The organism is Lunatimonas salinarum, assembly GCF_017811155.1.
Classification (GTDB): Bacteria; Bacteroidota; Bacteroidia; order Cytophagales; family Cyclobacteriaceae; genus Lunatimonas; species Lunatimonas salinarum.
The window spans coordinates 308,126-320,643 of record NZ_JACVCV010000001.1 but is presented as its reverse complement, the minus strand read 5'-3'; the positions used below and the strand labels follow the sequence as shown (position 1 = coordinate 320,643).

Annotated in this window: 10 protein-coding genes; 6 read left to right on the top strand and 4 right to left on the bottom strand. The window is 45.4% G+C overall.

Annotation, left to right across the window (positions count from 1 at the left end):
- Positions 1-148: 148 nt before the first annotated feature.
- Together ggt and IAQ59_RS01290 are read right to left on the bottom strand one after the other, a co-directional pair.
- The gene (gene ggt / locus IAQ59_RS01295; protein ID WP_209328950.1) at positions 149-1,849 is read right to left on the bottom strand and encodes a gamma-glutamyltransferase; all 1,701 of its coding nucleotides are present in this window, start codon (positions 1,847-1,849) and stop codon (positions 149-151) included.
- A gap of 183 nt (positions 1,850-2,032) precedes the next feature.
- On the bottom strand, positions 2,033-2,371 hold the full coding sequence (locus tag IAQ59_RS01290; protein ID WP_209328949.1) for a hypothetical protein: 339 nt from the start codon (positions 2,369-2,371) through the stop codon (positions 2,033-2,035).
- A 209-nt stretch (positions 2,372-2,580) separates the two neighbouring features.
- On the opposite strand from IAQ59_RS01290, the gene IAQ59_RS01285 reads away from it, so the two are divergent.
- Together IAQ59_RS01285 and IAQ59_RS01280 are read left to right on the top strand one after the other, a co-directional pair.
- Positions 2,581-2,745: a hypothetical protein gene (locus tag IAQ59_RS01285; protein WP_209328948.1), complete on the top strand. Its 165-nt coding sequence runs from the start codon at positions 2,581-2,583 to the stop codon at positions 2,743-2,745.
- Between the two features lie 63 nt (positions 2,746-2,808).
- The gene (locus IAQ59_RS01280) at positions 2,809-3,453 is read left to right on the top strand and encodes a DUF7255 family protein (protein WP_209328947.1); all 645 of its coding nucleotides are present in this window, start codon (positions 2,809-2,811) and stop codon (positions 3,451-3,453) included.
- Positions 3,454-3,472: 19 nt separating this feature from the next.
- Here the strand turns inward: IAQ59_RS01280 and IAQ59_RS01275 are convergent, their stop codons facing one another.
- On the bottom strand, positions 3,473-4,090 hold the full coding sequence (locus IAQ59_RS01275) for a deoxynucleoside kinase (RefSeq protein ID WP_209328946.1): 618 nt from the start codon (positions 4,088-4,090) through the stop codon (positions 3,473-3,475).
- 9 nt (positions 4,091-4,099) lie between these two features.
- Positions 4,100-4,987 carry a 3-hydroxybutyryl-CoA dehydrogenase gene (locus tag IAQ59_RS01270; protein ID WP_209328945.1) on the bottom strand — a complete coding sequence of 296 codons (888 nt, stop codon included), beginning with the start codon at positions 4,985-4,987 and terminating at the stop codon, positions 4,100-4,102.
- 338 nt (positions 4,988-5,325) lie between these two features.
- Between IAQ59_RS01270 and eat the strand changes: the two genes are divergently transcribed.
- The 4 genes from eat (at position 5,326) to IAQ59_RS01250 (ending at position 12,465) form a co-directional block, all read left to right on the top strand.
- Positions 5,326-6,672 (top strand): ethanolamine permease, encoded by a 1,347-nt coding sequence (eat, locus tag IAQ59_RS01265; protein WP_209328944.1) that lies wholly within the window; start codon positions 5,326-5,328, stop codon positions 6,670-6,672.
- Positions 6,665-8,029 (top strand): glutamine synthetase family protein, encoded by a 1,365-nt coding sequence (locus tag IAQ59_RS01260; protein ID WP_209328943.1) that lies wholly within the window; start codon positions 6,665-6,667, stop codon positions 8,027-8,029. The genes eat and IAQ59_RS01260 overlap by 8 nt, the downstream gene beginning before the upstream one ends.
- A gap of 448 nt (positions 8,030-8,477) precedes the next feature.
- Positions 8,478-11,444: a PAS domain S-box protein gene (locus IAQ59_RS01255; RefSeq protein ID WP_209328942.1), complete on the top strand. Its 2,967-nt coding sequence runs from the start codon at positions 8,478-8,480 to the stop codon at positions 11,442-11,444.
- The gene (locus IAQ59_RS01250; protein WP_209328941.1) at positions 11,413-12,465 is read left to right on the top strand and encodes a hybrid sensor histidine kinase/response regulator; all 1,053 of its coding nucleotides are present in this window, start codon (positions 11,413-11,415) and stop codon (positions 12,463-12,465) included. Before IAQ59_RS01255 ends, IAQ59_RS01250 begins: the two co-directional genes overlap by 32 nt.
- Positions 12,466-12,518: the final 53 nt, after the last annotated feature.

Genomic DNA, 12,518 nt, shown 5'->3' with positions numbered 1-12,518 from the left:
GGATCGCTTTAAGGATCATTAGTAAATCAAATTCCGCCTGCTTTGGTTCCTTCTTGTCGGTCTTATTCATGTAATATCATAGCCAATCGATCGGGTAGACGATGATCGCCTATCGAAATAGCCAAGGCAGGCGGAAGTAGATCACTTCCTAGAAGCCTGCCGCCGCATCCATGCCACGGGGATCTGCTCCGCCTTCTAGTCTCCCGTCGGGAAGCCGGAGAATCGCGTCGACTCTTCCTATGCCGCTTCGTTCTGTCAATACATGTCCTTTTGATTCCAATGCCTGTTGTAAATTACCTGTCAACGCACCCTGTTCATAGGAGATTACCTCGGGTTGCCATTGGCTGTGAAAACGCTTTTCATTGACCGCCTCTTGCATGCCCATGCCAAATTCGATGACGTTCACGATGGTCTGAAACACGGAGGTAGGAATCGTGGAGCCTCCCGGCGTACCCACGACCATGTACAGCTCTCCGCCTTTTTCGAGGATGGTAGGTGTCATAGAGCTCAGCATACGTTTACCCGGCTCTACTTTGTTTGCTTCGCCGCCTAATACGCCAAACATGTTGGGGTGCCCTGGTTTGATCGAAAAATCGTCCATTTCGTTATTAAGGATAAATCCTGCGCCATCTACTACTACAGAGGAACCCATCCCTCCGTTCAAGGTAGTCGTGCACGACACGGCATTGCCCATTGGGTCTACCACCGAAAAATGCGTAGTCTCCTCGCTCATACTCAGAAGTTGGCCTTCCTGGATTTCGGCAGAAGGAGTCGCTTTCTCCGGGTCAAAGGTAAGGAATCGGCTTTTCAGGTATGCTTCATCCAGCAGCGCTTCTATGGGCACGGGATAATAGTCCGAATCCGCCATGTACGCTGCACGGTCGGCGTACACCCGCCGCTCCATTTCGGTTTTTAGATGCAGGTATGCTGCATAGTCTTCTCCTTTGTTGGATACCGGATAGTCTTTCATGGTGCCCAGCATTTGGAGAATGATCAATCCACCACTGCTAGGTGGCCCCATCGTGATGATCTTGTAGTCCTTGTATTGGCCAACCAGGGGATCTCTCCAAGTGCTTTCGTACTTTTCCAAATCTTCCAGACTTATGATACCTCCTCCCCGTTCCATTTCAGCCACGATGTACTCCGCTACAGGGCCTGCATAAAATCCCTCACGTCCCAGGTCTCTGATACGGGTAAGCGTTTCAGCTAGTTGGGTCTGTACTAACCGATCGCCGGTTACCCAGTCCTTCCCGGTAAACTGGACTGGGTCGACGGTAGAGTACTGCTGAAAGTTTTCCTTGGCACGATTAAATTTGTTGGCCTCCCCCTCGGTAAGCACAAAACCCTCACTGGCGAGATCGATAGCGGGTTGTATCAAGTCTGCCCAGGGCAAACTGCCGAATTTTTCATGTGCTTTGACCATGCCGTCAACCGCCCCAGGTACTCCGGAAGCCAAGTGTCCCTTGAGGCTCAAACGGTCTATTACTTCGCCGTTTTCATCAAGATACATATCCGGATGTGCCGCTAGTGGGCCGCGTTCTCTGAAATCGAGGCTGTGGTAGGTACCTTCTTTTTGACGAATTACAAAAAAGCCACCGCCTCCAATATTTCCTGCTTCGGGATATACTACAGCCAAAGCGAAGTGCACGGCAATAGCAGCGTCTACGGCGTTTCCACCTTGCTGCAATATGGATTTTCCAACATCAGATGCCAGTGGGTGGGCAGATACCACCATGGCCTTTTCGGTGATCAATCCGGTTACTGATTCCTCCTGTGGAGTGGAACAGCCGTACCAAATTGCCACAAGGCATAAAAGACCAAATTTCCGTGGGATAAATTTCAGATTCATCTAAATAGGGGTTAGTGGTTAAATACATTCAATCGGATTTGACTCCTTTCATTGTCATCAAAGCCCGAATGCGTTGTAATTTTAACCAGTATTTTCGAATTTCGAAAAGAAAACTTTTGATTACATACTTTTTTAACCCAATTGTGTCTGGGAAGCGTGGTAAAATGCGTGCATGATCTCCGACTACTCATTGGTCATTTCGCGGAGAAAATCGCCGATCTCCAGCTCCAGTTCCAGAATTTTCTCCAAAAAGGGAGGATATAGGGCTTCAAATTGATCCGGGATGTTTCGTTCAAGTTGTTCTAGTTCGTCCCGCATAAAACCCGATCCCAAATAAAGCATGGTTGGCTTCGATTTATGGCAGGTTTTGCGCAGCTTTTCGTACTCACCGGATTCGTAAATGGACTTCAGGTTCTTAAGTTCCTTGATATTGGTAGCTAGGATCAATCCCAGCATTTCCGCCACCATTTCCTCGTCTTCGAAAAAGTGAAATATTCTTTCCTTATCTAGGTAGTTAAACATGACTGTAGGTTGTGGTTTTCCAGCTCCTATCATGGGTGTAGATGATTGGAAACACTTGAGTAAATTTACGTAAGTTTGTACGGAAAATAGCGAAAGGTTTAAAAAAAAAGCGGTGGTTCTTGTATAAGCGTGGACACAATAGTGAACTTTTTAGGCGAGGGGATGTTTTTATGGACACGTGAAGTATCACCGTTCAAAAAGGTTGACAGATGAACAAAAATAAGCTGGTCTTTCTGGTGCTGGGGTTCCTGTTTTTACTCATTATGCTTTTTATAAGTTGGGATATAGCCACCCGCACCACCTTTCCCGGTTCAAAAGGCAATTTGAAGGAGCGTATAGCCCCTTCTTCTGATACATCGTTGCCGGAAGAGTAAAGAGAGGCATACGTGTTTTTGCTTTGATTACATTGAAATCATTTCCCAGCTTACTGAATTGACGTGCATCAAATCAAAACAAAATACCTTATTGAATCGCTGGAAATTGCAGGGCATCCGGTAGTTTCTGATCGGTTTTTGGAAGTTCATTCATCGTTATGGGATTCAAAGTCGGAGGCACTTTTGCTGAATGGGTATCAAGCACTCCAAGGGGTGGGGCCCGCCCCAAAGCTTCAGAAGTTGAAGTTTGACTTTCAGTTGGATCGTTGCCTTTTTCTTTTTGACGATGAAGTTCATTTCAACCGGTACCGGCTAGAGACGCTGCGGAGCGAACTCTACACTTTCTTTTACTTCCCTTGGCAAGGGAGCTATTTGAGGTTATGTAGGCAGCAGGAGAAGCAGTGCCTGCAATCGGGTATGGTACAGCGCATTTGGTTTGGGCCACCGTTGGCGGCCAAGTGCTTCGGGGAATCGGAGGAGCCTGGAGATCTTTCCGGCAACGGATCGGCGGGATGGAAACTAAATGCCTACAACGATTTGCAATACGATTTGATTTCCCGGCTGCAAGGCTACAAGCTGATACGCCTATCCGGCTATGAAAACCTGATGGTAGGAGGCAGTCTGAAGAAAGTGGACCAACTCCTGCTGAGACCGGATGAAAAAACCCTTCAGGTATTGGCCAATTGGCTTCTTAGAAAGACCGAATAAGGATTGCTCAGCAAGTAGCTTAACGAAACAGTCCATATAGTTCCCGGTCTATATTTTCCACAATCCCGGCAAAATCTTCCTGACGGCCCACAAAATCCAGCTTGGATACATCCACGATCAATAGCTTGCTCTTTTGGTAGCTACCGATCCAGCTTTCATATTGTTCATTGAGGCTTTTCAGGTAGTCAATGCGGATGCTTTTTTCAAAGTCCCTACCGCGTTTTTCAATCTGCGCTACCAATGTCCCGATGTCGGAGCGAAGGTAGATGAGCAAATCCGGCGGAGAAATGAAATCGATCATCGAGTCGTAGAGCCCCCGATAGTTTTCGTAATCTCTTGGCGATAGGATGCCATTTTGAAAGAGATTTGCCGCAAAGATATGTGCGTCTTCGTAGATGGTTCGGTCCTGAATGGTGTGTTGCGTATCCTGCATGATGCGGCTCATCTGCTGAAACCGGCTGTGCAAGAAAAATACCTGCAAATGAAATGCCCACTTAGTCATGTCTTCATAGAAGTCGGCCAGGTAGGGATTGTTTTCCACCGGTTCAAATTCCGCCTTCCATCCGTAATGTTTGGAAAGGCGATTGGTAAGAGTGGTTTTTCCGCATCCAATGTTTCCTGCTATGGCGATGTGCATATGTTCGTTTTAGTTAAATCGCGGTGAAACAGTAAAATCCTTGTATCCATTCTGGTACACATAAAAGCCCTCTCCGGCCTTGACACCGGTAAATCCAGCTTCTACCATCTTAACCAATAGGGGACAGGGGGCATATTTGGGATTGGCGAAGCCCTGATACAACACTTTTAAGATGGAGAGGCATACATCCAATCCGATAAAATCGGCTAATTGAAGCGGCCCCATCGGGTGCGCCATTCCCATACGCATGACGGTATCAATTTGTTCCACGCCGGAAACTCCCTCATAGAGCGTGTAAATGGCTTCGTTTATCATAGGCATTAGGATTCGGTTTGCCACAAAGCCCGGGTAATCCTGCACTTCCACCGGATCCTTTTGAATCTGCCTACTCAGCGCCATGATGGCCTGGCAAGTCATATCGGAGGTGCCGAATCCCCGAATCACTTCTACCAGCCTCATAATGGGTACAGGATTCATAAAGTGCATGCCAATTACCCGGTCGGGCCGTTTGGTGCCCGCCCCAAGGGAAGTGATAGAAATGGAAGAAGTGTTGGAAGCCAGGATCGCAGCCGGTGGGCATAGCTCATCTAGTTTTTTGAAAATGTCCCTTTTTAGGTCGAGATCCTCTGCGACTGCCTCTATAACCAAATCAGCCTGAGCTACTCCAGGCCCCAAATCAACATAGGTATTGATTCTGTCCAATGCCGCTTGCTTTTCTCCCTCGGTTAGCTGTTCCTTCTTTACCTGTCTCGCCAAATTGGATGCGATGGAACGCAATGCCTTATCTAACCGATCATTGGAAAGATCTACATGCGAAACCTGAAAACCGTACTGGGCGAATACGTGCGCAATGCCATTGCCCATGGTGCCAGCACCGATGACGCTTATGTTCTTCATTCGTTTGGAGGGTTGTTGTCTGGTAAAGCCACAAAGGTAGGGTCGCTACCTGGAATAAACCAGTATCTTTTCCTTCTAAGCTAAAGGACGAAATTTCAGGCATGCTGGCGATCAAAAAAAATACGCACTTAAAAGTAGTCCAAAAAGGCTGAATAGGGGTAGCACTCCTGTTGGAGAATTTTCTGATTTTCTTCCCTGAACGCGTGTGTGGATACGCTTTTCTTTGATATATTTAAAAATTGAACAAAGAAATTTTTGATTTACTGCATTTGGCAGCAGGTCATTTTAGTTCAGAAGAGTACCTATATTCATAACCACCAATTACCACAAGATATTTTATGACTCAACAAACTACAAGTAATGAGCAACTTAAAAAGACGCTGGGCCCTTTCATGCTCTGGGGCCTTGGTGTAGGCTACGTTATTTCGGGAAATTATTTCGGATGGAACCTGGGGCTGGCAGCTGGCGGTACTTGGGGGCTGGCAATTGCCGTAGCTTTCATAATCGTCATGTACATTACCTTTACCTTTAGTTATACTGAGATGGCTTGTGCGATACCGAAGGCGGGCGGAGCGTTTGCCTATGCAGAGCGAGGCTTGGGGAGGCACTTGGGGTTTTTGACGGGAATGGCCCAAAATATCGAATTTATTTTTGCCCCTCCTGCCATTGCAGCGGGCATAGGAGCTTACTTTTCCATTTTTTTTCCGCAGTTGGAGGTCATTTGGATTGGGATAGTTGCCTACTTTATCTTTACGGCCCTGAATATTTCCGGTTTACAGGTGGCGGCTTCTTTTGAATTGTTTATCACCATCGTAGCGGTAGGGGGGCTGTTATTGTTTGCCTCCGTTGCACTTCCTGAGGTGGAGATCAACAACCTTCATCAGAATGCGCTCCCAAATGGATATATGGGAGTAGTTGCTGCGATCCCGTTTGCGATTTGGTTTTTCTTAGCCATTGAGGGGGTTGCGAATGTGGCCGAGGAGACAATCAATCCTCAGAAAAACATCTTGATTGGCTTTGGTACGGCCTTATTGACTTTGATTATTTTGTGTGTACTTACGTTCACCGCGGCGGCTGGTGTTGCCGGCTGGGAGTCAGTTGTATACCCGGAAGGCAGCACTGAACCCTCTGATTCCCCACTGCCCATGGCCATGGCATTTATCGTAGGCAATGATCATATGCTGTATCAGATGCTTACATTTATCGCATTATTTGGATTGGTAGCCTCTTTCAATGGCATCATTCTGGCAGCCGGACGCTCTACGTTTGAATTCGGGAGGGTTGGGTATGCGCCCCGGTCATTTGGAAGGGTGAATGGCAGATTTAAGACACCCGCCAATGCACTAATCTTCAACATGGTGATCGGAATCATTGCACTGCTTACCGGCAAGACTGGAGAGATTATTACCATTGCAGTATTCGGGGCCTTGGTGTTGTATATCCTATCTATGGTTTCCTTTTTTGCCCTTCGGAAAAAGGAGCCGAATATGGAGCGTCCCTTTAAGGTGCCCCTTTACCCATTGTTTCCGGCTACCGCCTTGGTCATCGCGATCATTTCCTTGATTGCGATGGTGGTCTACAATTTCATGCTAGCGCTGATATTTTTTGCGATGCTGATTGGTGCCTACCTATTCTTTCGATTAGTTATCTACAACAACCTGGAAAACGACAGCCGAAATGCCTAAAACCATAGAAGAAATAAACGCTTACCTTCAAGACCAAGCGTGTACCAAGGTAAAGCTTGCCATCGTGGACATAGACGGGATCCTACGCGGTAAGATCGTCTCTGCAGATAAGTTTCAATCCATCCTCGAAGGGGGCATGGGGTTTTGTGCGGTGGTATTTGGGTGGGACATGGATGACAAGTCCTACGACAATGTAGCGGTGACCGGTTGGCACAATGGGTACCCGGATTTTGATGCCATCGTAGATATAAATACCATGCGACTCATCACTTGGGAGAATAATATTCCTTTTTTCCTGGCTGATTTTAGCGATGCGTCGGGCGTAGGGTTGGACGTATGTCCGCGGACTCTCCTAAAGCGCATCCGAAGACAGGCTATTGCGGAAGGGTTTACCCCCTTGTTTTCGGAGGAATTTGAATGGTTTAACTTTGAGACCACACCGGATGCATTTCATTCGGGTGAACCCGGAAGGACTAAACCGATGACACCGGGAATGTTTGGTTATTCAATCCTTAAGTCTTCCCAAAAGTCAGCGTTTTTTCACGACCTGTTCGATTCCTGTGCAGGTTTTGGTATTCCGCTGGAAGGGCTTCACACAGAAACCGGACCGGGTGTATACGAGGCGGCGATTCAGTACGGAGATGTGCTCGAAGCGGCAGATCGCGCCACATTGTTTAAGACCACCGTCAAAGAGATTGCCTATCGACATGGCGTGATGGCGACCTTTATGGCCAAGTGGTCGGAAAAGTTACCTGGCAATGGCGGACATATACACCAAAGTCTGTGGGATTTGGAGAAAAAGACAAACCTTTTTTTCAATCCGGCAGACCGCTACCACATGAGCGAAACGATGAAGCACTACGTAGCCGGACAGCTCCACTGCCTTCCACACATGCTTCCCTTGGTGGCGCCTACGATCAATAGTTACAAGCGCCTGGTGGAGGGGGCTTGGGCGCCGACCACGCTGACTTGGGCTTTTGACAACCGTACCACGGCACTGCGAGTTCTTTCCCGCAGTAAGTCTTCTACCCGTCTGGAAACCCGGGTAGTTGGCTCCGATGTCAATCCTTATTTGGCCATGTCGGCTTGTTTGGCGGCTGGTTTATATGGAATTCGGCATAAGATTCCCTTGGAGCAGCCGGCCACACTCGGCAACGGCTATCGGGATTTTAGCAACGGTACCATTCCTGCATCGCTTGCCGAGGCGACAGCCGTGATGAAACAATCTGCTGTGGCCAAGGAATTATTTGGAGAGGCATTTGTCGCGCATTTTTGTGCCACAAGGGAGTGGGAATGCCGGGAATTTGCCGCAACGGTAACGGATTGGGAGCGCAAGCGTTACTTTGAGATCATTTAGAAGGTAGCGTTTGGCTTTAAATGGCTTTTGATTGGGTGTTTATCTTTGGGAATTTTTCCCGAGGAGTATAACAGCTGTACCAAGCCGTATAGCGTACTTTTTTTATTGTGTTGAATTTTGGCACGACAAATGGGCTTAACGCTACCTCAGACCAACGGATGTTTTTAGCGTTTTCAGGGCCAAAAATTAATGATTCCGGTCTAAGGCCTCGAATACAAGATAGTGAACGAAGTAGATCAGCAGCGGAGGTTTATTGGTGTTTTGATGCATTTAGTAGTGTCAACCGAGCAAATGGTTTATTTTTTGATGCACTTTATTAAAAACCAATACATTTTATCATATATTTCTTTAACCTTTATGTGAGGAGAGAGGAGTACGCACCTAATGGATTAGAGTGAGTATTTAGTCCCGGGATTTCTTCTGAGAAGGTGATCTAAGTATAATGTGAATGAATAGCGAAAGGATTTTAAAAGCAATCGGAGAATCGTATCAGATTTTTAGTGATCCTAGAAATCTCAAAGCATCTATTCAAGCTGTAATCGCCACGCTTGGGGAAGCTACAGAGGTTGATAGGGTCTATATATTTAAAAATTATGTTGGAAAGGATGGGGCGGAATTTTTTTCCTACAAGTTTGAATGGGTGGCTCCTAATGTGGAGCCGCAATTAGGGCTTCCCTTGTTAGCCTACGTTCCTTGGGATGCTTTTGAAAATATTGGGGAGCAGTTGTTGGAAAATAAAGTCATCAATGGTCGGGTAGAGGAGAATGAAAATGAGCATTTTAAGGAAACCATGCGGGTACAGGGAATTCTGGCCTTTTTGTTTATTCCTGTTTTTTGTGGAGACAACTTCTGGGGATTTATTGGATTTGACAATTGCAAGAGTGACGAGCTTTTTAGTGAACAACAGAAAACGGCCTTGCATGCGTTGGGGGCCACTTTAGGGGCCATAATTGAAAATAAGCGGCAGAGGCGGCGGATACAGCGTGAAAAGTTGAGGTACAAGAATATCATCGATCATGTAGGTGAGGTCCTTTTTATACTGGACGATAAATTTCGAATTAAATTTCTGAGTAAAGCATGGATAACGATGACCGGGATTTCCATGCAACGGGCGATAGGGAAAAATATAGAGGACTTCATAAAGCCGAGTTTTAGGGAAAAATTTTGGGAGTTTGTTGCAAAGAGAACAAAAAGCACCTCTCAAGAACATCAAATTGAGGTCAAAATTTTAACGAGCCAGGGGAGTTTCAAGTGGGTCAAGGCCTCTGTAATACAGGCTCAGCAGGCGTATGGGGCAAAGCGCTATTTTGGATTTATCTTAGATATCGATCGGGAAAAGGAAAGTGAGTTAATTCGGAATGAAATCAGTGCCCGGTACGAGACCGTTCTTAAAAATGTAAGCGACACCATCTATGCATTGGATATAAATGGGTCGAGTGTTTTTATTTCGGAGAATATTGAAAATTTTGGTTTTGGTCCCGAAGAGTATCTAAAGGAAGGGTTTTTAAGTTCCATGGTTCACATAGAGGATCAGGCACAGTTGTTTGCTCAATTTAAAAAATTGCCAGATTTAAAATCCGTAAACGCAAGTTACCGAATATGCAATAAGGCGGGGGAAATTTTCTGGGTAAATGATCTTCGTTGGATCGAATATTCTGAGTTGGATGGAGAACAAAAAATATATGGTAGGATTTCCGATATAACGGATTTAAAGGAAAAGGAAGCGGAGGTAAAAAAGACTAGTAAGGATCTCTTAAAAGTAAATGAATTGCTCCAGACAGTAAATGAAATCCAAGTTAGCTTTTTGTTTGACGAGGACTTTAGGAAGCCTTTGGATGCCTTACTGGTGAAAATATTAACGCTTACTGGCAGTCGGTTTGGATTTATGGGAGAGGTTTTTTATGGAGATGATGGAAAACCTTATTTAAAGTCACACACCATAACAAATATTTCTTGGTCGGAAGAAACGGAAGCCTTTTATCAAAAAAATTTCAAAGTCGGCATCGAATTTCGCAATTTGGATACACTTTTTGGGTATTGTTTGGTAAACCGTGTTCCTGTGATATCGAATAACCCGTCTCAAGATCCGAGGAGTGGGGGCTTGCCCCAAGGTCACCCTCCGCTATTGGCATTTTTAGGGTTACCTATAAGCAAAAATGGCGAACTAATCGGTATGATAGGTTTGGCCAATAGTCAGGATGGTTATTCGGAAAAAGATGTGGAATTTTTACGTCCCATCAGCAATAGCTATGCAAACTTTATTCAAACGATCCGTTTATCCAGACAGCGGAGATTGGCGGAGGAGGAACGGGAAAGGACCAATCAGCTGTTTCAAATGCTTTCTGAGTCAGCAAATGACATCATTGCCTTTCACGATCCTGACGGCACATTTCGGTATGTTTCGCCTTCTCTTTATCGAATTTTAGGTTATTTGCCCGAAGAAGCAATCGGAAAGACCCCCGATGAAGCGTTTGGCAAATCTGAGCAGCGAAGTTTTTCCCGCAATTCATCCAATGTAATCATTGCCAAGTATCCGCATAAAATTTCCCGAAAAACAGTCTACTTGGAGATCATTATTAATTATCTTTCTAAGGACGACGAACCCTCAGGTACCTATTTGGCGGTTTCCAGAGATGTAACGGAACGGGAATTGATGCTGCAACGCCTGGTGAGTTCGTATGAGAAGGAAAAGGAGCTAAATATGCTTAAATCTAGGTTTATTTCCATGACCTCGCACGAACTCCGCACGCCGCTATCTACCATATTGAGCTCAAATCAGTTGCTAAAGAGTTACCTAGCCAAGATAAATGACAAGGAGCTAGCCGCTAAGTCATTAGGTCATGTGGATAAAATTACCAGGCAGGTAAAGCGTCTCAGTGGAGTAATAGAAGACATTCTCATACTGGAAAAGAACGCTGCCGGAAGTTTAAAGGTAACGTTAAGTCCCGTTCCCATTAAGGCGTTTTTAGATGAAATGTGTGATACATTTTGTGCTGAAATGCCAGCAATGCGGAAGCAACGGAAGTTTTTTCCGGAGGCTGAAAAAATCGTCTACACCGACGAAAACCTACTCAGGCACGTAGTGTCCAATTTGATTGAAAATGCCGTTAAATACGGTAGACCGGATGGGGAGGGGTTGGAATTGCATCTTACCTACCATGCGCAGGATTTTGAAATAACGGTCAAAGATCAGGGGATAGGTATTCCCAAGGAAGATCAAAAGCATATTTTTGATTCCTTTTATAGGGCCAAGAATGCGGAACTTATTCAAGGGACAGGGTTAGGACTTCATATTGTAAGTGAATTTACCATGCGGTTAGGAGGTAAAATCTCCTTTGAGAGCAAAGAAAATAAAGGAACTACATTTAAACTTAAAATTCCCAATGGCAGCAAAGATTCTGTTAGTGGAGGATGAAGCGGAATTAAGGGAAAATCTTTCCGAGATTTTGGAAATCAACGGCTTCGAGGTGCAAGCTTGCGGATCAGCGGCTTCGGCGTTGGAAATGCTCCCGCATACCGACGTGGACCTGATTATTTCAGACGTAATGATGCCTGGGATGGATGGGTATGAGTTCTTGGAAAAAGTCCGTTCACAAAGTGACTTGGTGAATGTGCCCTTTATTTTTCTCACGGCGAGGGTAGCCAAGGAGGATGCCCGAAAGGGTATGTTAGGGGGCGCGGAAGACTACTTGACCAAACCAATCTACGAGGAAGACCTTATCGCAGCTGTTAACGCTATCATTAGGAGGAGGAGCGAGCGGATGCAGTGGTTGGATAAAAAAATATACAGCATCGTACATTCAGAGCGGAATATCAAATACCATGAATTGCGAACGCCCCTTTTCGGTATTTTGTCCATTTTGGACTATTTGGTGCAAACAGCCTCCGAAGAGATGGGAAGTCCTGAAAATAAGGAATTGCTCAAAATGGCCCTGAAATCAGCCGAACGGCTCAATAGGAGTTTGACTAAGATTACCCTTTTTCAAGAAGTTTCTCAAACAAATGCGCCTTTAGAAATCATACGTTCGTTAAAAGAATCGATCGAAGAAACGGTAAATAAGCTCGAAATTAGCCCTAGGGTTCGCTTTTTCGGGTCAGATAGTTCATTTCGAATGAATGCGGAACAGTGGCAATTTGTGGTGACGGAGTTATTCGAAAATGCGTTAAAATTTAGTGTGGCAGATTCGAATATTTCGATTTTTCTGGATGCTGGGTTACTGACCATGAAAAATAAGCAAAACTATCTACCTGAAAATTTAGCGGTTGAGATAAAGCCATTTACCCAAATAAACAGAGAGTACTTTGAGCAGCAAGGCCTGGGCTTAGGACTGTTTCTATCTCAGCACTACCTACGAAGTTGTGGAGGAGATTTAGCTGCCTATACCGATAGCAAGGGTGACTTTATCGTTGAAATCCGATTAAATCCGGAAATTTGATGAAATGTCCAAAAGAAAGGTTCTTTCATAGAATAATGATTATAATGAGGTAT

Coding starts and splice junctions, on each gene's coding strand:
- ggt (WP_209328950.1), bottom strand. CDS start 1,849: ATGAATCTGAAATTTATCCCACGGAAATTTGGTCTTTTATGCCTTGTG.
- IAQ59_RS01290 (WP_209328949.1), bottom strand. CDS start 2,371: ATGTTTAACTACCTAGATAAGGAAAGAATATTTCACTTTTTCGAAGAC.
- IAQ59_RS01285 (WP_209328948.1), top strand. CDS start 2,581: ATGAACAAAAATAAGCTGGTCTTTCTGGTGCTGGGGTTCCTGTTTTTA.
- IAQ59_RS01275 (WP_209328946.1), bottom strand. CDS start 4,090: ATGCACATCGCCATAGCAGGAAACATTGGATGCGGAAAAACCACTCTT.
- IAQ59_RS01270 (WP_209328945.1), bottom strand. CDS start 4,987: ATGAAGAACATAAGCGTCATCGGTGCTGGCACCATGGGCAATGGCATT.
- eat (WP_209328944.1), top strand. CDS start 5,326: ATGACTCAACAAACTACAAGTAATGAGCAACTTAAAAAGACGCTGGGC.
- IAQ59_RS01260 (WP_209328943.1), top strand. CDS start 6,665: ATGCCTAAAACCATAGAAGAAATAAACGCTTACCTTCAAGACCAAGCG.
- IAQ59_RS01255 (WP_209328942.1), top strand. CDS start 8,478: ATGAATAGCGAAAGGATTTTAAAAGCAATCGGAGAATCGTATCAGATT.
- IAQ59_RS01250 (WP_209328941.1), top strand. CDS start 11,413: ATGGCAGCAAAGATTCTGTTAGTGGAGGATGAAGCGGAATTAAGGGAA.